Genomic DNA, 23,756 nt, shown 5'->3' with positions numbered 1-23,756 from the left:
GGTTTACACATTTTCTTTTTGTGATTGTGTAAACTTTTTTCAGTACAAGTCAATATGTAGGGTTTTGACAACCTTTTGACAGAGCACCCTGTTACCTGCAGAGTATCAATCAGTTAGACGTGACAGACATCCGGCAAGAGAAATATTTGTGATTTTTCACCCCCAAACATTTGATAATAAACACTTTATAAATCATCAACAAACAATAGACAGCGGAAGGTTGATTTGATGCGTATCCTTATTATTAAATCAGATATTATGGTTACTTTTGCATATAAACTCCAATATGAGAATTTGATATGTATTCAGATAAAAAGAATATTCTTCAACTCGTTGCTCTGCTAAAAGAGTACAATATCAGCAAAGTAGTATTATGTCCGGGAAGTCGAAATTCCCCGATCGTTCATACGTTGGCAAATCATCCGTCTTTTTCCTGTTATTCCGTCACAGACGAGCGGAGCGCTGGCTTTTTCGCTCTCGGACTGGCATTGCACGGAGGAAAACCGGCTGCTATTTGTTGCACTTCTGGTACGGCTTTGCTGAACATACATCCGGCTGTAGCGGAAGCATTCTATCAGCAGGTTCCTCTGGTAGTTATTTCTGCAGACAGGCCTGCTGCCTGGATCGGACAAATGGACGGACAAACATTGCCACAACCCAGCGTATTCGGTTCGCTGGTAAAGAAAGCCGTCAACCTGCCGGAAATACAGACCGACGAAGATGAATGGTATTGTAACCGTCTCGTCAACGAGGCTTTATTGGAGTTGAATCATCATGGAAAAGGTCCGGTCCATATCAATGTGCCGATCTCGGAACCTTTGTTCCAATTCACGACAACCGAATTACCCGACGTCCGTGTCATCACCCGTTACCAGGGGCTCAACATATACGACCGGGAATATAATTCATTGATCGAACGGCTGAACAAGTACAACAAACGCATGGTGGTAGTCGGACAGATGAGCCTAATCTATCTTTTTGAAAAGAAAATATCCAAACTGATATACAAACATTTTGCGTGGTTGACCGAACATACCGGAAACAGGACCATTCCCGGTATTCCGGTTAAGAATTTCGATGCAGCGCTTTATGCCCTGCCCGAAGAGACGTTAGAGAAAATGGTCCCCGAACTGGTAATTACTTACGGAGGCCATATCGTATCCAAACGTTTGAAAAAATTCCTGCGTAACCATCCGCCCAAAGAACACTGGCATGTATCGGCAGACGGCGAGGTTGCCGACCTTTACGGCTCTCTGACGACAGTGATCGAGATGGACCCGTTTGAATTTTTAGAGAAGATAGCCTATTTACTGGAGAATAAAACGAGCGAGTTCCCCCGCGTCTGGGAAAATAATACAAAGGAATTGCCCGAACCGGAATTCGCTTACTCCGAAATGGCCGCGATCGGTACGCTGATCAAGTCGTTGCCGACTCCTTCCGCTTTACACTTAGGGAATAGCTCGACAGTGCGTTATGCCCAGTTATATACATTACCGGAAGAGGTGGAGGTTTGTTGTAACCGGGGTACGAGCGGCATAGAAGGTTCGCTTTCAACAGCCTTGGGATATGCTACAGCTTCGGACAAGCTGAACTTTATCGTGATTGGCGATCTGAGTTTCTTTTATGATATGAATGCTCTCTGGAACAGTAATTATGGCTGTAATGTTCGTATTTTGTTGCTGAACAACGGAGGAGGCGAGATTTTCCAGGCATTACCGGGCTTATCTTTGTCGGAAAAGACACACCGTTTTGTCACGGCCTCGCATAAAACGTCTGCACAAGGTTGGGCGACTGAACGGGGATTCCTCTACCAGGGAGTACATAATACCGAAGAACTGGAAGAAGCGATGAAAGCCTTTACGGAACCGAACCCGGCCAGCCAGCCGATCCTGATGGAAGTGTTTACCGAAAAAGAAGAAGATGTCCGCTTGTTGAAAGAATATTATCATAAACTAAAATAATATGCCAATCAGGAGTTACTTTCATTGGCATATTGGCAAATTAAATAATTATATATTATGTCTACACAAAGAGAATGGAAAACAATAAAGGAATACGAAGATATTCTTTTTGATTTTTATAACGGGATTGCCCGTATCACTATCAACCGCGAACGTTACCGTAATGCCTTCACGCCTACTACAACGACGGAGATGAGCGATGCACTTTATATTTGCCGTGAACGCCAGGATGTAAATGTGATCGTTCTGACAGGAGCCGGTGATACCGCTTTCTGCGCCGGAGGGGATATGAATGTAAAAGGTCACGGCGGTTATATCGGCAAAGATGGCGTGGCACGCCTGAATGTGCTTGATGTACAGAAGCAGATCCGCTCTATGCCTAAACCGGTCATTGCTGCCGTAAATGGTTTTGCTATCGGTGGAGGCCACGTATTGCATGTAGTTTGTGATTTGACCATTGCTTCGGAAAATGCGATCTTCGGACAAACGGGTCCTCGTGTGGGCAGTTTTGACGCCGGTTTCGGTTCTTCTTATCTGGCCCGCATCGTCGGACAAAAGAAAGCACGTGAAATATGGTTCCTCTGCCGTAAGTATAATGCACAGGAAGCACTCGATATGGGACTGGTAAACAAGGTTGTTCCTTTGGATAAGCTGGAAGACGAATACGTTGAATGGTCTGAGACCATGATGATGCACAGTCCGCTTGCCCTCCGTATGATCAAAGCCGGCTTAAACGCCGAACTCGACGGCCAGGCAGGCATCCAGGAACTTGCCGGTGATGCAACCATGCTTTACTACATGACCGACGAAGCGCAGGAAGGCGGTAAAGCATTCCTGGAAAAACGCCGCCCTCGTTTTGAGGATTATCCGAAGTTCCCGTAATCGATAAATAGATTAAGCTTAATGGAACAAATTTTCCGGCAACAAGAATATCGCCAGTGGCTTACGGAATTAAAACAAAATATCCGTAAAAGCCAGATTAAAGCCGCAGTCGCTGTAAACACTGAACTTATCCGTTTATATTGGGATTTAGGAAAACAAATCGTAGAGAGACAAGAAAGCACACAATGGGGCAGCGGATTCATTGAGCAGTTGAGTAAGGATTTACAGGAAGAATTTGTAGATATAAAAGGATTATCTGTTAGTAATCTTAGACGATGCAAGCAGTTTTATTTGTTTTATCATCAAACAATTTCAATTCGCGCGCAACTTGTGCGCGAATTGAGCGACCTTTCTATATTTGAAATTCCTTGGGGACATCATTTATTACTTCTTGGGAAAATCAAGTCCCCTCAAGAGGCCCTCTTCTATATCCATAAAACCATTGATAACGGTTGGAGCCGCTCTATTCTGGAATATCATATAGAGAAAAATCTGTATGCTCAACAAGGAAAAGCGATCAATAACTTTGCCGTTACTCTTCCGCAACCACAAAGCGAACTGGCTAACGAATTGCTCAAAGATCCCTATCATTTCGATTTTCTCCAATTGTCAGAAAAAGCTTTGGAAAGGGATATCGAAACAGGTTTGGTAAGCCATATTTCTCAATTTCTGCTTGAATTAGGGAAAGGTTTTGCCTATATGGGAAGACAATATACTTTGAAGGTCGGTCAGAAAGAATACAAATTAGATTTATTATTCTATCATACCCGACTAAAAGGTTATATTGTTATCGAACTAAAAGCCAAAGAATTTGAGCCCGAATATATAGGCAAGCTTAATTTTTATATATCCGCCATTGACGAACTGATACGAGATAAAGCGGATCATCCGACTATTGGTACATTACTTTGTAAAGGAAAAGATGATTATGAAGTTGAATTTTCTCTACGCGATATAAATAAACCCATCGGAGTCAGTTCCTATACATTTAGTGAATTACCCAAAGAGATACAACAAGCTCTGCCTGATGTGGGAGAGTTAAAACAACAGCTCAACGACTACATCAAAAGTAATCAGAAAAAGAATGAAAACAACGCCTTATAAAATCCGGATCATCCCCAGGGTACTGCATTTCAAACAACCGGCAGGAACATCGAGGGGTACATATACTACAAGGAAAAGCTGGTATTTATATCTTACTTCGGAAGAAGATCCCAGACGAATTGGTATAGGGGAATGTGCTCCCCTTCCTAAATTAAGTTGTGACGATCTGCCGGATTATGAACAAATACTGGCAACGATCTGCCGGCAAACGGAACGAACCGGAATGCCTGATACGGAAGCGCTCCGTCCCTATCCTTCCATCCTTTTCGGACTGGAAACAGCTTTTCGTCATTTCCGGACAGGAGATTTTGCCCTCTGGGACACCCCTTTTTCAAGGAGTGAGGCAGGTATTCCGATCAATGGCCTGATCTGGATGGGCGATTATAAAAAGATGCTGGAGCAGATCGAAACAAAAATGCAAACCGGCTTCCGTTGCATCAAACTGAAAATCGGAGCGATCAACTTTGAGGAAGAACTGGCGTTGCTAAAACATATCCGCGCCCATTTCTCTGCGAAAGAAATAGAACTGCGGGTAGATGCGAACGGCGCATTCTCTCCGGCAGATGCCCTGGATAAATTATATCGGCTATCCGAACTCGACCTGCATTCTATCGAGCAGCCTATCCGTGCTGGACAATGGGAAGAGATGGCACGTCTTACAGCACAGACACCGCTTCCTATTGCACTGGATGAAGAACTGATCGGTTATAATACCCTGCAGGAAAAAAAAGAGCTTTTGTCTGCTATCCAACCGCAATATATCATATTGAAACCTTCCCTGCATGGCGGCATAAGCGGCGGTCAGGAATGGATAGATGAAGCTGAAAAACAAAAGATCGGTTGGTGGATCACTTCCGCCCTGGAATCTAATATCGGATTGAACGCGATAGCACAATGGTGTGCCACATTCAATAATCCGTTACCACAAGGGTTGGGAACAGGGGCATTGTTTACAGACAACATAGAGATGCCTTTGTCCATCCATAAAGATTGTTTATGGTACGATGGTAACTCTTTTCCTTCCGGAGAGGTGGCAGAGAGTGTGCTAAAGCCGGAGAGAAAAGAACTGTCAACAGACCCTAATAAACAGGAATTACATCTGGAAAACGATATTATTTGCCATGCAGATAATATACAGCAATTAATTTCCGGACTCTCCGACAATACGCCGCAAATACAACGTGATCTTTACAACTTCCTGGCAGACTGGTTCAATGAATCTCCTTATATAACGGTACACACCTCCGGTTCTACCGGAACACCCAAAGCATTTACCGTTCGCAAAGAGCAGATGATGCAAAGCGCAATCCTCACCTGTTCTTTTCTCCAATTACAAAAAGGCGACACAGCCTTATTATGTATGCCTTTACAATATATTGCCGGGAAGATGGTAGTCGTACGTGCATTGGTTGCCGGATTAAAACTCATCCTGCGTACACCGTCAGGACATCCGCTGGCTGATGTAAAAACCCCGCTCCGCTTTGCTGCAATGATTCCTTTGCAGGTATACAATACACTTCGAATACCGGAAGAAAAGGAACGTCTCTACCAAACGGAAATACTGATCATCGGAGGCGGAGCAATCAACAAAGAACTGGAAACAGAGATCAGGGCATTTCCCAACACCGTCTATTCTACCTACGGCATGACAGAAACGCTCTCGCATATCGCATTACGCAGGTTGAACGGGCCGGAGGCCTCTTCTTCCTACACTCCTTTCCCTTCCGTACAACTTTCTCTGTCACCGGAGGAAACACTTGTCATCGATGCCCCTCTGGTGTGTGACGGTACTTTAGTTACGAACGACATTGCCAAGATACATCCGGACGGTACTTTCACCATCCTGGGAAGAAAAGACAACACCATCAATACCGGAGGAATAAAAGTACAGATAGAATGTGTAGAAGAAACACTTCGTTCAATAATTTCTGTTACCTTTGCGGTAACGGCTGTTCCACATCCGGGATTAGGGGAAGCAATTGTGCTATTGGTGGAAAAGGCAGCAGATACGGACGGCCTTCCTGATAAGATCGCCTCCCTCCTGCCCAGATATCAACAGCCTAAATATATCAGGCAGGTAGACGCCATCCCACTTACAGGGAGTGGCAAAACAGACCGGAAAGCCTGTCGCTTACTGGCTGCACAACTAATCTGATCATCATTTAAAAACACTATACTTATGAGGTATTTGAGACTTACCGTATTATCATTTCTCACGCTATCGTCCGCCTACGGACAGAGTGGAGAAAGTTGCCGGTTCGCACCGGACCCGACGCTTCAAAAACCGGAGGTTTATGCCGGATATGATTGCGTCAACCTCCTGGACAGTACATCCGTAACCGTACAACCAACCGGTTCTGGGTCTTTTTCTGTCTGCAAAACCATCAAGATACAGACTCCCCGCGGAGCAGTCGCCAACCGTATCATCAAATACGATTACGATCCGCTGACAGCTTTTGCCCAATTCAAGAGAGCGACCGTTTACCGTGCCAACGGAGACGTGATCAACCTGGATGTCACACAAGCCTGTGATTACGCTGCACCGGCACGTGCCATTTATTGGGGTGCCCGCCAGATCATGCTTGAAGTAGGCCAGTTGAATCCGGGTGATATCCTGGACTATGAGATCGACAAGAAAGGTTTCACCTACGCATTATTGGCAGATGGCGGTGATGACGAATCCCGTTTCATCCCTCCTATGCGCGGGCAATTTTATGATATCGTTCCTTTCTGGGTTACAGAACCGACTGTGCGTAAAGTGTACAAAGTATCCATTCCGATGGAAAAAGAGATGCAGTTCCAGTTCTATCAGGGTGACTGTGCTTCCTCTATGCGTTACGAAGACGGACGTAAAGCATATACATTCTTGACAAACGATATTATGCCGACCAAACGGGAACCCAATATGGTAGACCTGTTCGATGCAGCTCCGAAACTAATGATGTCATCCACTCCGAAATGGCAGGATAAATCATTGTGGTTCAATAAAGTTAACGAAGATTACGGAAGTTTTGCTCCATTACCCGAAGCCCAGAAAAAAGTAGACGAACTGATCAAAGGGAAGAAAACGGAAATGGAAAAGATCGCCGTCCTCACTCACTGGGTTGCCGATAATATTCGTTATTCGGGTATCTCGATGGGAAAAGGAGAAGGTTTTACACTTCATAATACCCAGATGAATTATACCGACCGCTGTGGTGTTTGTAAAGATATCGCCGGGACATTGATCTCATTCCTCCGCATGGCAGGCTTTGAAGCTTATCCGGCTATGACAATGGCGGGTAGCCGTGTGGAAAGTATCCCTGCCGACCATTTCAACCACTGTGTCGCTGTCGTTAAATTATCAAGCGGTACTTATATGCCTCTCGACCCGACCTGGGTTCCTTTCTGCCGTGAATTATGGAGCAGTGCCGAACAACAGCAAAACTATCTACCGGGCGTTCCGGAAGGTTCCGATCTTTGCCTGACTCCCGTCTCCGCTCCGGAAAACCATTATGTACGCATTCATGCAAACAACAAACTGGATGCGAAAGGTACACTGACCGGACAGTTTACTATCACTGCCGAAGGGCAGTCGGACAGTAATATCCGTGGTATGTTTACCCGTGGCTGGCAGTCGCAATGGAAGAATATGCTGGAAAGCCAGTTATTGAATGTTTCTCCTAAAGCCCGTCTGATCAGCGTTGATTACGGTAAAGACCCGAAAGACTATCAGGCTGCCCCTATTAAGATCACTTTCCGCTACGAGATACCGGAATATGCTATTGCCGGTAAAGAAGAACTGGTATTTAAACCGATGGTAATGAACAACCTGTATAATCAGGTAAAAAGCTATCTGCGCATTGACACCGACCTCGCCGAACGTCAGTATGGTTTCAAAGATGCTTGTTCCCGACTGGTTGAACTGGCCGAAACAATCCAGCTGCCCAAAGGATATAGCCTGCTGAATGAAGCTAAAAACGAAAGTAAGCAAAGCGACGCCGCCAACTTTGAAGGTTCATTAAGCCAGCAAGGCGATAAAGTGATGCTTCACCAGAAGCTCGCTTTAAAAAAACGTGTATATGAAGCGAACGACTGGGACGGTTTCCGTTCGGCCGTCAATGCACACAAAGGTTTCGGAGATTATTTAATTATTAAAAAGTAAAAGACGATGACTAGGATATTAAATAAATTCGCGCTGCTTCTCTGTCTGCTCGCCCTCACAGCATCTATATTTGCTGCATCGGAAGCTGAATACAGGAAGTTATCGAAAGCATATATTTTGAATGCAGACGGCAGCCAGGAGTTCCGCTATACTATGGAACTGACCCTTTTCACCCATACTGCCATGAACGGTACATACGGAGAAAGTTTCATTGTATACAATCCCCAATATCAGGATTTGAAGATCAATGCTTCTTACACCAAACAAAAAGACGGTAACATCGTTAAAACGCCGGATAATGCTTTTGTTGAAGTATTACCCCGCACGGCAGCCGATGCTCCGGCTTACAATAATCTGAAAGAGATGGTTGTTGTCCATACCGGACTGGAACTGGGGGCAACCATTTATCTGGATTATACCCTGACCTCCAAACCGGGTTACCTTCCGGAACTGGATATCTACGATGAGATTTTACAGACTTCCCCGGTAAAGGAATATACGATCAGCTTGTCTGTTCCTGAAAACAAACCGCTTGCCTATACCCTGGAGAATGTCAATTCCAAACCCATAGTGGCAACTGCCGACGGAATGAAAACCGTCACCTGGAAACTGAATAACTTGTCGGCCTCTTCCCGTGATCCGTTCGTATCGACTGCCAATGGAGATGTTCCATTCCTGACAGCCTCTACTTATGCATCCAACAAAGATGCCCTTCATACATTATTTGCCCAGTTCACTCCTGCTAATGATGTACAGTTGAATGCTATCGCAGAAAACCTGACAGCCGATAAAAAGAGTGACACCGAAAAGCTACAAGCGATCCTCAAACATGTGACCGAAGATGTCGGTTACAGCCAGGTACCTTTACGCGATACCGGATTCAAGATCCGTTCAATTAACGATGTATTCTACTCCGCTTACGGAACAGAAGCGGAAAAAACAAACTTGCTGAACGGTCTGTTAAATGCAGCCGGTATCAAGGCAGAAACAGCCGCATCTTATCGTGTCAATGCAGATCCTGCCAGTCTCGGATTGAATGCCATAAAGGAACTGGTTGTTATTGCTAACGCAGACGGCAAACAATACATCATGTCTCCGATGTCCAGTAAAATGGCTGCAGCCGGTTGGAACAACCAAACACCGGTCATCAGCCTGACAAATGCCGGGACCCCGGTAGCTATCAGTATACCTGACGCCGGTATAAATTATGAAGTAGCTATATCTGTTTCTCCGGAAAAAGCAGAATCGCAGGTGAAGGCTACGATCAGTGACGCCTACGTGCCTTATTACGGTGGAAACAGATCCGCGTATGCAGGAAGCGAATCATCTTCACAGCCATTGAAAGCGAACAACGGCTATGTAATGGTCACTTTACCGGATGCCCCTGTCAGTCTGGCGTACAGCAGCTATTGCCATATGAACAGTACCCGTAAAGAAAACCTGTTATTACCCTGTAAGTCGAACGAACATTATGCTTACACAGTAACGATACCGACAGGTATGGAACTCGCAACCCCTGAATCTGTAAAAACAATCGAAAATGCAGCCGGGAAAGTCGTTATTTCCGTCAAACAGAACGGTAATAAAGCAGAAGTAGAACGTTCTTTGCAACTGAACAAGCAATTATATACGCCGGCCCAATTCGTTAACTTACGCGACTTGTTGACAGAATGGGGAAATAAATCGAATAAAGTGCTGTTATTGTCAGTCGACTAAGTAAATACAAACAATAATTTATTCAAGGATGGAATGACAGAATTATCTTGTTCCATCCTTGTTTTTTTATTGAATAGTGATAACTTTACAACCTAATATTAATCACTTAAACCGTTGATCTATGCAAATACTATCAAATCTACTCTTAACACTTTTATTATGTTGCATTCCGGGGATTACTTATGCCCAAAGCCTCTCTCTGGAGCTATATCCCCAACCGCAGCATATTGTCATTTCCAACCAGCAATATATCCCTTCCCACGGATATACCTTGCAAGGTATCAGCAATCCGGACGCCGATGCAGTGAAGATATTGAAAAAAGCATTGCCTTTCGCCCAATCCGGTAAATCGTTGCCGCTGGAAATCAAAAAGCTCAAAGCAAAAACACCCGAAATGGAACGCTCCGGTGCCTATATTCTGGAGATATCCAAGAAAAAGATCACCATCGAGATCGTAGACGACCGTTCCTTGTTCTATGCAGCCCAGACATTGAAACAGTTGGTCAGCTACAATGAAGCAGGAAAACGTACACTCCCCCTCTGCACTATTACAGACTATCCCGACGTACTTTACCGGGGAACTGTCGAAGGCTTTTACGGAACTCCGTGGAGCCATGCCGACCGTATCAGCCAGCTTCGCTTCTACGGAGAGTTTAAGATGAACACTTACATTTACGGTCCGAAAGACGATCCTTTCCACAGTGCCAGCTGGCGCGAACCTTACCCTGCCGATCAGGCTAATCAGATCAAAGAACTGACAGCCGAAGCCGCGCGTAACAAAGTCGATTTCGTATGGGCAATCCATCCGGGACAAGATATCCAATGGAATGCGACCGACAGCAGTAATGTTATTTCCAAATTCGAACAGATGTACAATTTGGGCGTACGTGCTTTCGCTGTTTTCTTCGATGACATCTCCGGGGAAGGGACCAATGCAGACAAACAGGCAGGCCTGATGAATTATATCCAAGAGGAATTTGTAGAAAAGAAAAACGATATCCAGCCATTGATCATGTGTCCGACAGAATATAACCGTGCCTGGGCTCGTACCGACTATCTGGATATTCTCGGCGAACAACTCCATCCGGCTGTTCAGATCATGTGGACCGGTAACCGTGTAGTAGACGATATCACCCTGGAAGGTCTTGAATGGGTAAACAAACGTATCCGACGTCCGGCTTATATCTGGTGGAATTTCCCGGTAAGCGACTATTGCCGCGATCATTTATTGATGGGACCGGCTTACGGTCTGGATACACAAGCTTCAAACGCCATGTCCGGCTTTGTCGCCAATCCGATGGAACATGCGGAAGCATCTAAAGTGGCCTTGTTCGGTGTCGCTATGTATAGCTGGAATATTCACAATTACGACCCGCAACTGGCATGGGAAAAGGCTTGCGAATATTTAGTGCCGAAAGCATCTATCGCTTTCAAAACATTCTGCGAGAATAACAGCGATCCGGGACCTAACGGTCATTTATACCGCAGGGAAGAATCAACCCGCTATCAGGCTTTAGCCGATAATTTTCTATCCGGTTATCGGAACGGACGTTTCGGCGAAAGAGATGCGAATCAACTCGGGGCTTTGTTCGCACAGATACAGGTGGCTCCTGAACTGATCTATAACCAGGGCGACAACAAAGAACTGATCAAAGAGATCAATCCCTGGCTGATGCAATTCGAGCTACTCGGCAGATGCGGAACCAACGCATTACACATGGCGCATGCCTGGTATGAAAAAGACCGCCAGAACACCTGGCAACGTTTCCTGGCTGTCTCTGCCGTTATGGATAGCATGAAATTAATCAACCGCTCTTTCAATCAGAATCCATACCAGAAAGGCGTCAAAGTCAGTACGCGGGTACTTATGCCTCTTATTGAAGGAATATACCGGCAAACCAGCCGTAACCTGCTCTCGACAACAGAAACTCCGTCCAACGAGATCCGGGTGAGTACGGCTTCAACCATTACGAATGTAAACCAGTTGAAAAATCAACCGTGGTCGGAAGATGACGGCCTGATTGCATATGTCCCTATGCTCGAAGTCGTAAAAGTGGAACCGGACGAGTATATCGGCCTGGGATGGGAAATCCAGAAAGATGCCGAATCTTTCACATTCAACTTACCGCAAAGTAATGTGGAAGGACGTGTATTCGAATGGTCGGCAGACGGTAAAACATGGACTCCCCTCTCCGATATTCCGGCAGACCGGACCAAATTTACCGTCAACAATGTTGACCCGAAAGCCCACTTCATCCGGATGCGTAACAATTCCAGCAAACAAATGGAATTAAAGGTGGCCTCTTTCTCCGTAAAGACCAAAGAAGTTCCTGAAATCAATGAAGAACTGATGATGTACGATTTGAACCTGAATACCTACAAGACATTGAAACCGGGTGAAAAAGTAAATGTGAAATGTGAAGGTGTAGATCAGTATATCGAATTCTATCTGTCAGGCGACAACGAAAGTATGGTATCCGTTTCCGGAGAAGATAAAGAAGGTGAAACCAATATGTTGTACTGCGGATATGCCGGTTACATCAGACTGAACAAGATATCTTTTGATGATATACAAACACTAACGATCACTCCGGCAGGCAAAACTCCGATCCTGATCCATCAGATCGTAAGGGAATGATCGACTGAACAACCAATAAAAAGAGCCGTAAGTGATATAATTTACGGCTCTTTTCTTTATTTCTCGGAACATGGCACTGATATTAAAAGGTTTTCAATTCTTTGCCTGTCTGTATTTTTCTAACTACTTTTGCCAATTATAAAAACAAACAGCATGACTTACGAAGAAACGCTTCACTATCTATATACAAGCATTCCGGTATTTCAGCACAGCGGGGCATCCGCTTACAAGCCGGGATTAGATACCAGTATCGCACTGGATAATTATCTGGGTAATCCGCATAAAGCCTATAAAACGATCCATGTAGGAGGGACAAACGGAAAAGGTTCCGTCAGCCACTTACTGGCTGCGATCCTTCGTCAGTCCGGATATAAAGTGGGACTTTTCACCTCGCCTCACTTGATCGATTTCCGCGAGCGTATCCGTGTCAATGGTAAAATGATTCCCCAGGAATATGTTATAGACTTTGTTGAACGTCACCGTACCACTTTCGAACCTCTTCATCCCTCCTTCTTTGAACTCACTTCTACTATGGCTTTCGATTATTTCCGTGCCGAAAAGGTAGACTTTGCCATTATTGAAGTAGGTATGGGTGGACGACTGGACAGTACGAACATTATCACACCGATCCTGAGCATCATTACGAATATCAGCCTCGATCATACGCAGTTCCTGGGTGATACGGTTGAAAAGATCGCATTCGAGAAGGCCGGTATCATCAAACCGAAAGTTCCGGCACTCGTCGGAGAAATATATACCCAAAGTGTCGCACAGGTCTTTGCCGATGCTGCAGACAGGAACGATACGTTAGTTTACTTTGCTTCGCAGGAGGACTTGCTTAACGAATCATATCTGATGGATACGGGTGAATGGTATTTCGACTCTGTCGAATACGGACAGCTATTCGGCGAGTTGGGCGGAGTAGCCCAGGTCAGAAATGCCAAAACGGTTCTCGCAGCCCTGAATCTGCTTCACAGCCTAGACATCGATATTCCGGATGAAGCCGTTCGTGAAGGTTTTGAACATGTTGTAGAGTTCACCGGATTAATGGGACGATGGCAGGTTTTACAGGAAAAGCCGAAAGTGATATGCGATACAGGCCACAACACCGGCGGATGGCAATATCTGAATATGCAACTCAAAGAAGTGATAAAACGTTCCCGTCGTACGTATATGATCGTCGGTATGGTAAACGATAAAGATGTCAACGGCGTACTGGAGTTAATGCCTACCGATGCTTTTTATTTTTTCACACAGGCGTCTGTCGAACGGGCAATGTCGTCAACCGATATCGCAGCTTTAGGTATGATGCATGGTTTAAGCGGTGTCACCTGCGATAATGTAGCTGTAGCTGTCGAACGTGCCCTGGCAACTGCCGGGGAAGACGATACGATCTTTATCGGAGGAAGCACTTTTATTGTAGCCGATGCGCTGCCTCTTTTCATGAAAGAAAACAAATAATATAACTTAATTAAAACAAATATCATGATTGAACAAATTCATCAGAAACTGAGCGACTCAAAAGTGGCACGATGGAGCGTGCTGGCACTTGTCGCCTTTACTATGTTATGCGGGTATTTCCTCACCGATGTGATGGCACCGCTTAAACCGATGTTGGAAGAACAACTATCCTGGAATAGTACCGAATACGGCTTCTTCACAAGTGCCTACGGTTGGTTCAATGTCTTCCTTTTCATGTTGATCATCGGGGGTATCGTACTGGATAAGATGGGTGTCCGTTTTACCGGAGTCGGTGCCTGTATTTTAATGATTATCGGTTGTTCTCTTAAATATTATGCAATATCTGATTTCTTTACCATGGAAGGTGAATTGTTCGGATGGAAAGCCCAGGTTATGGTTGCGGCTCTCGGTTATGCTATCTTCGGTGTTGGTGTTGAAACAGCCGGTATCACCGTTTCCAAGATCATCGTAAGATGGTTCAAAGGGAAAGAAATGGCATTGGCTATGGGGCTTGAAATGGCTACAGCCCGTCTGGGTACGGCACTCGCTCTGTCTATTACTGTTCCGGCAGCGAAGTTTTTCGGTAGCATCTCCGCACCTATCCTGCTTTGCCTCTGTATGTTGTGTATCGGTCTGATCGCATTCCTTGTATTCTGTGTGATGGACCGTAAGCTGGATGCTTCTATGAGTGCCGTCGAACAGGCAGAAGAGGAAGAACCGTTCCGTCTGAAAGATATCGGTCTGATCATTTCCAGCAAAGGTTTCTGGTTGATCGCCCTGTTGTGCGTATTGTTCTATTCTGCCGTATTCCCGTTCCTGAAATACGCAACCGACCTGATGGTCAACAAATACAATGTAAGCCCCGACCTGGCTGGTAACATTCCGGCCATCCTGCCTTTCGGTACGATCCTGCTGACACCGTTCTTCGGAAACCTGTACGACCGTAAAGGAAAAGGAGCTACTATCATGATCTACGGTGCATTGATGCTGATCGGCGTACACCTGCTATTTACATTGCCGATCCTCAATGAATGGTGGTTTGCTACTATCGTAATGGTCGTATTGGGGATTGCTTTTTCCCTGGTTCCGTCAGCTATGTGGCCTTCCGTTCCGAAGATCATTCCGGAAAAACAGCTGGGTACAGCTTATGCCCTGATCTTTTGGGTTCAGAATATCGGATTAAGTATGGTTCCACTTCTGATCGGCTGGGTACTGGATACCTACTGCAAGATCGACAACGGTACCGGAAAACCGGCCTACGATTATACGCTGCCGATGGCAATCTTTACCTGTTTCGGTGTGTTGGCATTGATCATCGCTTTACTATTGAAGCGTGAAGATAAGATCAAACATTACGGTCTGGAACAGCCCAATATCCAGAGCGATGCCGATAAAGCACGTATCCTTGCAGAAGAAACGATTGCAGAGCCTTAATGAACTAAGGTAAACATAAAAAGTCCCGGTATTTTCTTCGAGTAAAATACCGGGACTTTTTTATACTAAACACTTACATTCTTTTAATCTCCGATTATCCATTTACTACCAGGTAGAAACGAGAGAATCTTTGTCGTTACATAACAGCTGACGAAGGTACTCACAGCAATGCTGGGTATGGCGGCAACAGTTGGCGATGCCAAAGTTTGCTTGAACACTGTTACCCATAATCCGAGCCAGAATATATGCATCAGGTACATACCATAGCTGAGTTTCGACATTTCTGTTATTAGCCGTGGAGCCTTCGGGCGTTCTATACATGTGAACATAAGGAACGTGCCCGCGGTAAGAAGCACACAGTTGATCGTACAGAAGGCCCACCCTATTTCTATTACGGGAGTAGTATGAAGTTCTCCGGGTATAGCTTGGATATAGAACGAATAGATGGTCAGTGCAGCCCCTACGACCATCAGGACGAATCCTATGGCAAGACGTTTGGTGCGATCCCAGGTAAGATGAACACGTATGTAATGTGCCAAAACAAGATACCCCAGATAACCGGAGAAATACCACAACATATGGTATTCATTCCAGAAACACTGTCCCCACACTTCACCACACCAGCGGTTGAGATATGGCATACAGGTCGTTAACAGGAACAGCCCGATAAAGAAACGTTCTTCCTTCGCCGTGGCTTTACTCAGCCAGGGTGATATGATAGGTATAAAGAGGTAAAGACTGATCAGGGGATACATAAACCATAAGTGCCCGGCCAACGTAGGGAAATTTAGCAATATTCGCGATAAGTCCTTTATGGATGTTTCTCCATCTATCTGTCCCCACAACATAGGCAAAGTGCTGTATAATATCATGAATATGAAAAACGGCGGCAGGATACGGAGACAACGCTGGCGGTAAAACTGCCACATGGTCTGTCCCTCCTTCATCGGTGCAAGAAGAAAGGCGGAGACAATCATAAACAGGGGAACTGCCATACGTGAGAAACCGTCATACACAGACACCCACAGCCGGTCTGCCTCATTGGCCAAAAAGGATTGCGGTCCCGCCATGTCTGTGGATCCGGGAGCGCCATAAAAATTTTCACTGGCGTGAACAACCATAACAAGGAAGCAGGCAAACACGCGTACATAGTCTAAAAAAACGATTCGTTTCATTTTCTTGAATTTTCGATTGGAATTAAATTAACACGCAGCGAAGATAATCAATATTTCCGTAAAATCAGTCTTTCCTCATTCTTCAAAAGTAACCTTACAATACCTAATCATTTCAACCGGATATTACGGATCTATGTAAAAGTTTTGAACTACAATATATAAAGTTACAATTTACCACGATATACAGCTTGCTTATAAAGATTATTTTGTTTACGTTTGTCTACAAAACATAATTAAAAAAATCTATCTATGATTTGTTTTCCTAATGCCAAAATAAACCTGGGTCTGAATGTCGTCAGCAAGCGACCGGACGGTTATCATAATATTGAAACTGTATTCTATCCAATACCCGTGAAAGACGCGCTTGAAATAGTAAATGCAGAAAAGCTCTCTTTCACCCAAACCGGCATACAAGTAGATGCCCCTATGGAAAAGAATCTGGTGATAAAAGCACTTAATCTGCTTAAAACACACTACGAGGTACCATCTTTGGAGATTCATTTACTGAAAGCAATCCCTTTTGGTGCCGGATTAGGCGGCGGATCAGCTGATGCAGCTTTCATGCTGAAATTACTGAACGATTTTTGTAAATTGAACATACAAAACGATGAATTGGAAAAGATAGCGGCAACTATCGGTGCCGACTGTCCTTTCTTTATCCGCAATATCCCCGTCTTTGCTACGGGGACAGGGAATATTTTTGAATCGGTTGAACTGTCACTGAAAGGTTATCACCTTTGCCTGATAAAACCTGACGTAGCGGTCTCCACTCCTGAAGCCTATTCGTTGGTGACACCGGCTGCTCCTGTCCTGTCGTTAAAAGAGATTGTCAACAGACCCGTTTCCGAATGGAAAGAGTTAATGATAAATGACTTTGAGCAAAGCGTATTCACCAAACATCCGGTCATCGGGCAGATCAAAGAGGCACTTTACAAGGCTGGTGCCGTTTATGCCTCTATGTCCGGTTCCGGTTCCTCAGTTTTCGGATTGTTTGAAGCTCCGACACAGTTAAAAAATCAATTTAGCGATTGCTTTGTCTGGGAGGGACAATTGCCATGACTGTTATAGCCGATTTCTTCGATGCTTTGGCCGACCGCTGGGACGAACTTTGTTTCCATGCACCGGAAAAGATCAATTATATACTGGAACAGACCACTCTGCATAAAGGACTTCGCATACTCGATGTGGGATGCGGAACGGGCGTACTGGAACAGTATCTGCTGACCTATGCCCCTGTTCACATCACAGGTATCGACCTGTCTCCCCGAATGATCGAAGAGGCACGCAGGAAATATGCCACACCGATCGTGGATTTTCGCTGTATGGATATTATGGATCTGAAAGATGAAAAATTCGATTATATCATAGCATATAGCGTATTTCCCCATTTCGAATATCCGGATCAGGTGATCGATCATCTGGCAAACCTACTTATCCCGGGAGGCGAACTTGTGATCTGTCACAGTGAGGGAAGGGAAAGTATAAACGGTCATCATAACAAACAAGCCAACAGGATATCGTTCGGACTACCTCCCGCCCGGGAAGTTGCCGCCCTGATGGAACCTTATTTCCATATCGATGCGATGGAAGACAGCGACCAGCTTTATATGGTCAGCGGAATCCGAAACTAATAAATACAAATATAACATGAATAAATGTACCAGCTTATTATCTGTATTACTTGTCTCTGCTTTTACCTTACAGGCGGCAGAGGATATAAAAGTAATGCAATTCCTGCATGCCGGTCCTGTTCCGGTAAACAAACCGATCATGGCAGACAGCCTGAATGTCAATGGAAAACCCTTTGAAATCAAGAATCTGTTGAACTCAACTGTTCCCTTCGACCGGGCATTGGCAAATGCAACTGTTCTGAATGCCGATACCGCCGGAATGATCAGTTTCGATGCACCTCCAAAAGGATATGCCTTGCATTTCTTTTCTTTTTACCTGAACAGCGACCAGTATACCAAAGGGACATTGGAAGTTTCCGGTCCGGGATCATTCGACGTGTATGTAAACAACAAGAGAGTAAATGCAACCTCCGAACTGGAGATGGAACCGCATCGGTATGAAGTAGTAGTAAAATACCTGACTGCCGACAACGATACCTGTCCTCCAACGTTGAAAGCAGTTTATAAAAGTGACAAGAAAGCAAAAGTTGTTGCTTCACTGAATCCTGAGAAACGGTATACTTCCCGCGACATACTGGAAGGGACAAACTTCCGCGGAGCCAGTGTCTCCCCCAACGGTAAATATGTGTTGGTAAAATACTATACGCGCCTGGAAGGGGGGAAAAGTGAATCGTATGCACAGTTACGCGATGCCGCCAGCGGACGTATTTTGTTACAGGATAAAGGTTTTATCATGAATGCAAGCTGGATGCCCACCAGCAGCAAGATGTATTTTACACGTACCGGGTTCAATGGGAAAGAGTTGGTAACGGTCGATCCGGCAACGATGCAGGAAGAAGTGCTGGCAATGAATCTGCCGGAAGGAAGTTTCAACTTCACTCCCGATGAAAAAACGCTCCTTTTCACCGTACAGGAAGAAGGCCCGAAGGATGGTCCCGATATGCTCCGTATTCTGGAACCGAATGACCGCCTGCCGGGATTCCGTAACCGTTATTTTATCTGGCGGTATGATCTGCAATCGGGATTATATGAACAACTGACTTTCGGCCATAACAGTACATATATTAATGACGTTAGTCCGGACAGCCGTTACATGTTGTTCAGTACCAGTGAGCAAGATTATACCTCTCTGCCTCATTCACGCAACTCATTATATAAACTCGATTTGCAGACGATGGCAGTCGATACGCTTTGGGAACATGCCAAATATGTAAACGGCGGAACCTTCTCTCCCGATGGAAAAACATTACTGGTCAGCGGCTCGGGTGATGCTTTCGGCGGAATAGGCCTGAACATCAAAGAAGGGCAGATATCCAACACATATGACGGCCAGTTATTCCTGTACGATCCGGTTACACGGAAAGCGACTGCATTGACCAAAGACTTCGATCCGAATGTCACAGGTGCCCTTTGGAATAAATATGACGGCCTGATCTACATGATGACAGAAGATCAGGATTACCAACGTATCTATACCTGTAACCCGGCAAACGGAAAGATCAAACAGATCAATACATCCGAAGATGTAGTTTATAACTATTCTCTGGCAGAAACCGCTCCTGTGATGTATTATTACGGACAGAGCGTTTCTAATGCAAACCGTTTGTATGCTTATGACCTGAAAAACGGGAAAAGCCGGTTGATATATGACCTATCGGCCGAAAAACTACGGGATGTGAAACTTGGAGAGGTACATGACTGGAACTTCACGGCTGAAGACGGAACGACCATACAGGGGCGTTACTACCTGCCACCTAACTTCGATCCGGATAAAAAATATCCGATGATCGTCTATTATTACGGAGGAACTTCACCGACGAACCGTGCGTTGGAGTTCAGCTATTCCATGCACATGTATGCCGCTCTGGGATACGTTGTCTATACCCTTAATCCTAGTGGTACGACCGGATTCGGACAAGAGTTCGCCGCCCGTCATGTTAATGCATGGGGAGAACCGACTGCCGACGAAATCATCCGTGGTACGGAACTGTTCTGTAAAGAACACCCTTTCGTAAACCCGAAGAAGATCGGTTGTGCAGGTGCCAGCTACGGTGGTTTCATGACTCAATATCTTCAAACACGCACAGATCTGTTTGCAGCCGCAGTCAGCCATGCAGGTATCAGCGCCCTGAGTAGTTATTGGGGAGAAGGATATTGGGGTTATGGTTATTGTTCGGTAGCCAATACGGGTACTTACCCATGGAACAATCCGGAATTCTTTACCAAACACAGTCCGTTATTCAATGCCGATAAGATCAAGACACCGTTATTATTATTGCATGGAAATGCCGATACAAATGTTCCGATCGGAGAAAGTATCCAAATGTTCCTTGCCTTGAAACTGCTTGGCAGAACAGTGGAGTTCGTTCAGGTAGACGGCGAGAACCACGGAGTGGCTGATTATAAGAAACGTCTGGAATGGCAAAATACAATCTTTGCCTGGTTTGCCAAATGGTTGAAAGACGAACCGGAATGGTGGGATGCGATGTATCCGGAAAGAACTTTATAAACATTTTCCATTATATAAAGAAAGGGAGTGCCGATGACCGGTCACTCCCTTCTTCACATATATATCATTAAAGAAACAGCTTATTTCATGTGGGGATTCAATGTATGCCACAAATGAATTTCCGGAATAATCCCCATGCCGATTACTTCGTCACGCAGTTTACTCAAGTGTACGTAACTTTCTGCCAGTTCGGCATTTTCTTTAGCCGTTCCCTCTATCTCTTTATAGAAGATACCGTCTTTGGTAATTTCAGTTTCCATAGCCATCATGATATGGTCGAATTTACCGGTATGAACATAAGTGCCGGCAGGCCAGCGGAATGCTTCACCTCCCATAGCTGCACGGATCATTTCGATAGAAAGATAAGACGGACTCTGGAAAGAAGAGCGGCCGCGAAGTTCGATGATACGTTTTCCACCTTGTATTACTTTAACTTTCAGATCTTCCCATTGTTCGTCCGTCAGTTCCGGTGTACCGATCAGATCCAGTAACGGTTTTCCGTCTACCGTGGCAGTAGAAGCAAAAACAGCCATCTGCTCGCCATGTCCTCCATATGTACGGCAACCTTTTACCAGGTTCTGACGGATACCGAAATGCTGTGCTAATGCCGTTTGCAGACGTGTACTGTCCAATGCCGCCAGTGTACTCACCTGTGATGGTTTCAATCCGGAATATAACAGCGTGATCAATCCGGTAATATCGGCCGGGTTAAAGATCACTACTACATGTTTTACATCGGGACAATAAGAACGAATATCTTTTCCGAACTGGGCAGCGATCTCGGCATTCCCTTTCAGCAAGTCTTCACGAGTCATACCTGCTTTACGGGCTGCACCACCGGATGAAACGACATACTTAGCGCCTCTTAATGCTTCGCTGATATCAGAGGTATAAGTAATATTGGCATATTCAAATCCGGACTGGAACATTTCTTCGGCAACACCTTCCAAAGCCGGAGCAAAAGGATCATAAAGACAAATATTAGAGGTTAACCCCATCATTAAAGCTGTCTGGGCCATGTTAGAACCGATCATACCTGCTGCACCTACGATAGTGAGCTTTTCGTCTGTTAATGCTTTCATACTGTATTACTTTTTAATAATTATGTTTGCTAAGAGAACACATATCTTATTGATAATGTTTGCTGTTTCGCTTGTATTTTTCTTTTCGGTTACAAAGGTAAAGCATCCTTTTTTAATACGCCAATCATTAAATTCTATCCCCTATAAGCTGAAGTTATAGCTCAAATTCCTACCTTTGCAGCATGAAAACATTCAGACCGGAAGCATGGTTGCCCACCACTAAGAAGGAAGTCGAAGCACGTGGATGGGATTATATAGATGTAATTCTTTTTAGCGGGGATGCCTATGTGGATCATCCTTCGTTTGGTGCTGCCGTTATCGGACGTACTCTGGAAGCTATGGGACTCCGGGTGGCTATCGTTCCACAACCGGACTGGCGAGGGGATTATCGTGATTTTAAGAAGCTGGGAATTCCCCGGCTCTTCTTCGGTGTTTCACCGGGAGCGATGGATTCAATGATCAATCATTACACAGCCAATAAACGTTTACGCAGCGACGATGCCTATACGCCGGACCGTCGTGCCGGTATGCGCCCGGATTATCCCAGTATTGTCTATACTAAAATATTAAAGGAACTCTATCCGGATGTACCTGTCGTACTCGGCGGAATAGAGGCTTCTTTACGCCGGTTGACTCATTACGACTATTGGCAGGATAAACTACGTCCGGGTATTTTAGTCGACAGCCCTGCCGATCTCCTTATTTATGGTATGGGGGAATTACCCCTCAAAGAATTAATTACGCAGCTGCAGACAGGAAAACCTTTTCATGAATTAAAAGACATTCGCCAGACAGCTTATCTGGCTGATAAGGTGGAGAAAAGCACCGATGACATCGTACTCTTTTCGCATGAAGAATGTCTGCGGGATAAATTGAAACAGGCTAAGAACTTCCGCCATATCGAAGAAGAGTCAAACAAATATAATGCGTCACGTATCCTTCAGCAGGTTGGAAAACAAACTATCGTAGTCAATCCGCCTTTCCCTCCCATGACGGAAGCAGAGGTAGATGCTTCGTTTGATCTGCCCTATACAAGATTACCCCATCCGAAGTACAAAGGAAAAGTGATACCGGCATTCGAAATGATCAGGTTCTCTGTCAATCTGCACCGGGGATGTTTCGGAGGATGTGCATTTTGTACAATCTCAGCACATCAGGGAAAGTTTATAGCTTCCCGCAGTAAAGAATCTATCCTGAAAGAGGTGAAGGCTATTACGGAAATGCCCGATTTCAAAGGCAATCTCAGCGACCTGGGAGGTCCTTCGGCCAATATGTATAAGATGAGAGGCAAAGATCAGAGTATCTGCGCCAAATGCAAAAAACCTTCCTGTATCTCTCCTGTCGTTTGCAGGAATCTGAATGCAGATCATACGCCGTTGCTCGATATTTACAAAGCAGTTGACAGTATGCCCGGCATCAAAAGATCGTTTATCGGTAGTGGTGTGCGTTACGATCTGCTTCTGCACCGCTATGACGATGAAATCGTGAATAAGTCGGCACAAAGTTATACAGAAGAGTTGATTGCCCGGCATGTGTCCGGTCGTTTAAAGGTCGCTCCCGAACATACGGAAGATAATGTTCTGAAAATGATGCGTAAACCTTCTTTCGATCAATTCGGGCAATTCAAGAAGATATTCGACCGTGTCAATAAACAATACGGACTAAACCAGCAGTTAATTCCTTATTTCATTTCCAGTCATCCGGGATGTACGGAAGAAGATATGGCAAAACTGGCTATCGAAACCAAAAAGCTACATTTCCAATTGGAGCAGGTGCAGGACTTCACTCCTACACCAATGACACTGGCTACAGAAATGTATTACACTGGTTACCACCCTTATACATTGGAAAAAGTTTATACAGCCCGTACCAAAGAACAAAAACTGGCACAGCGCCAATTCTTCTTCTGGTATAAACCTGAATTTCGCCGACAAATCACACAGGCATTGCAGAAAATAGGTAAAAAAGACCTGCTCAATAAATTATTCGGGCGTTAAGCGATAATATTCCGGTCACCCT

The 23,756-nt window shown here is 45.0% G+C and carries 15 protein-coding genes and 1 pseudogene; 14 read left to right on the top strand and 2 right to left on the bottom strand.

What is annotated here, in order from left to right; translation table 11 throughout:
• Positions 1–299: 299 nt before the first annotated feature.
• The 10 genes and pseudogenes from menD (at position 300) to DWW23_RS08485 (ending at position 15,340) form a co-directional block, all read left to right on the top strand.
• Complete coding sequence (gene menD, locus DWW23_RS08525; protein WP_122352849.1) at positions 300–1,961, top strand: 2-succinyl-5-enolpyruvyl-6-hydroxy-3-cyclohexene-1-carboxylic-acid synthase; 1,662 nt, start codon at positions 300–302, stop codon at positions 1,959–1,961.
• A gap of 57 nt (positions 1,962–2,018) precedes the next feature.
• Complete coding sequence (menB, locus tag DWW23_RS08520; protein ID WP_122352848.1) at positions 2,019–2,843, top strand: 1,4-dihydroxy-2-naphthoyl-CoA synthase; 825 nt, start codon at positions 2,019–2,021, stop codon at positions 2,841–2,843.
• Between the two features lie 21 nt (positions 2,844–2,864).
• Complete coding sequence (locus DWW23_RS08515) at positions 2,865–3,947, top strand: YhcG family protein (RefSeq protein ID WP_122352847.1); 1,083 nt, start codon at positions 2,865–2,867, stop codon at positions 3,945–3,947.
• A pseudogene (locus DWW23_RS26695) lies at positions 3,928–4,950 on the top strand (o-succinylbenzoate synthase); the annotation flags it as partial. The gene DWW23_RS08515 and the pseudogene DWW23_RS26695, both read left to right, overlap by 20 nt.
• A gap of 63 nt (positions 4,951–5,013) precedes the next feature.
• On the top strand, positions 5,014–6,102 hold the full coding sequence (locus tag DWW23_RS26690) for an AMP-binding protein (RefSeq protein WP_370449247.1): 1,089 nt from the start codon (positions 5,014–5,016) through the stop codon (positions 6,100–6,102).
• Between the two features lie 24 nt (positions 6,103–6,126).
• Entirely contained in the window at positions 6,127–8,091 is a 1,965-nt protein-coding gene (locus DWW23_RS08505) for a DUF3857 and transglutaminase domain-containing protein (RefSeq protein WP_122352845.1), read from the top strand.
• 6 nt (positions 8,092–8,097) lie between these two features.
• A complete protein-coding gene (locus tag DWW23_RS08500) occupies positions 8,098–9,807 on the top strand; it encodes a DUF3857 domain-containing protein (protein WP_122352844.1) in 1,710 nt (569 codons plus the stop codon).
• A gap of 121 nt (positions 9,808–9,928) precedes the next feature.
• Positions 9,929–12,445 carry a beta-N-acetylglucosaminidase domain-containing protein gene (locus tag DWW23_RS08495; protein ID WP_122352843.1) on the top strand — a complete coding sequence of 839 codons (2,517 nt, stop codon included), beginning with the start codon at positions 9,929–9,931 and terminating at the stop codon, positions 12,443–12,445.
• A gap of 153 nt (positions 12,446–12,598) precedes the next feature.
• Complete coding sequence (locus DWW23_RS08490; RefSeq protein WP_122352842.1) at positions 12,599–13,906, top strand: folylpolyglutamate synthase/dihydrofolate synthase family protein; 1,308 nt, start codon at positions 12,599–12,601, stop codon at positions 13,904–13,906.
• 24 nt (positions 13,907–13,930) lie between these two features.
• The gene (locus tag DWW23_RS08485) at positions 13,931–15,340 is read left to right on the top strand and encodes an MFS transporter (protein WP_122352841.1); all 1,410 of its coding nucleotides are present in this window, start codon (positions 13,931–13,933) and stop codon (positions 15,338–15,340) included.
• A gap of 83 nt (positions 15,341–15,423) precedes the next feature.
• On the opposite strand, the gene DWW23_RS08480 is transcribed toward DWW23_RS08485, so the two are convergent.
• Positions 15,424–16,515, bottom strand: a complete 1,092-nt coding sequence (locus DWW23_RS08480; RefSeq protein WP_122352840.1) for an acyltransferase — start codon at positions 16,513–16,515, stop codon at positions 15,424–15,426.
• Between the two features lie 249 nt (positions 16,516–16,764).
• Here DWW23_RS08480 and ispE point away from each other — a divergent pair, with 249 nt between their 5' ends.
• From ispE to DWW23_RS08465, 3 genes are read left to right on the top strand one after another with little or no spacing between them, the layout of a single operon-like run.
• On the top strand, positions 16,765–17,574 hold the full coding sequence (ispE, locus tag DWW23_RS08475; RefSeq protein WP_122352839.1) for a 4-(cytidine 5'-diphospho)-2-C-methyl-D-erythritol kinase: 810 nt from the start codon (positions 16,765–16,767) through the stop codon (positions 17,572–17,574).
• Positions 17,571–18,146, top strand: coding sequence for a bifunctional 2-polyprenyl-6-hydroxyphenol methylase/3-demethylubiquinol 3-O-methyltransferase UbiG (locus DWW23_RS08470; protein ID WP_122352838.1), 576 nt, complete (start codon positions 17,571–17,573; stop codon positions 18,144–18,146). The genes ispE and DWW23_RS08470 overlap by 4 nt, the downstream gene beginning before the upstream one ends.
• Positions 18,147–18,162: 16 nt before the next feature.
• Positions 18,163–20,655 carry a prolyl oligopeptidase family serine peptidase gene (locus DWW23_RS08465; RefSeq protein WP_122352837.1) on the top strand — a complete coding sequence of 831 codons (2,493 nt, stop codon included), beginning with the start codon at positions 18,163–18,165 and terminating at the stop codon, positions 20,653–20,655.
• An 80-nt stretch (positions 20,656–20,735) separates the two neighbouring features.
• Here DWW23_RS08465 and DWW23_RS08460 read toward each other — a convergent pair whose 3' ends face one another.
• Positions 20,736–21,737 carry a malate dehydrogenase gene (locus DWW23_RS08460; protein WP_122352836.1) on the bottom strand — a complete coding sequence of 334 codons (1,002 nt, stop codon included), beginning with the start codon at positions 21,735–21,737 and terminating at the stop codon, positions 20,736–20,738.
• Between the two features lie 182 nt (positions 21,738–21,919).
• On the opposite strand from DWW23_RS08460, the gene DWW23_RS08455 reads away from it, so the two are divergent.
• The gene (locus DWW23_RS08455) at positions 21,920–23,734 is read left to right on the top strand and encodes a YgiQ family radical SAM protein (RefSeq protein WP_122352835.1); all 1,815 of its coding nucleotides are present in this window, start codon (positions 21,920–21,922) and stop codon (positions 23,732–23,734) included.
• Positions 23,735–23,756 lie beyond the last annotated feature (22 nt).

The organism is Parabacteroides sp. AF14-59 (genome assembly GCF_003479515.1).
Lineage (GTDB): Bacteria > Bacteroidota > Bacteroidia > Bacteroidales > Tannerellaceae > Parabacteroides > Parabacteroides faecis.
The sequence above is the reverse complement of the archived record's forward strand: the minus strand, read 5'-3'. Positions and strand labels throughout refer to the sequence as shown.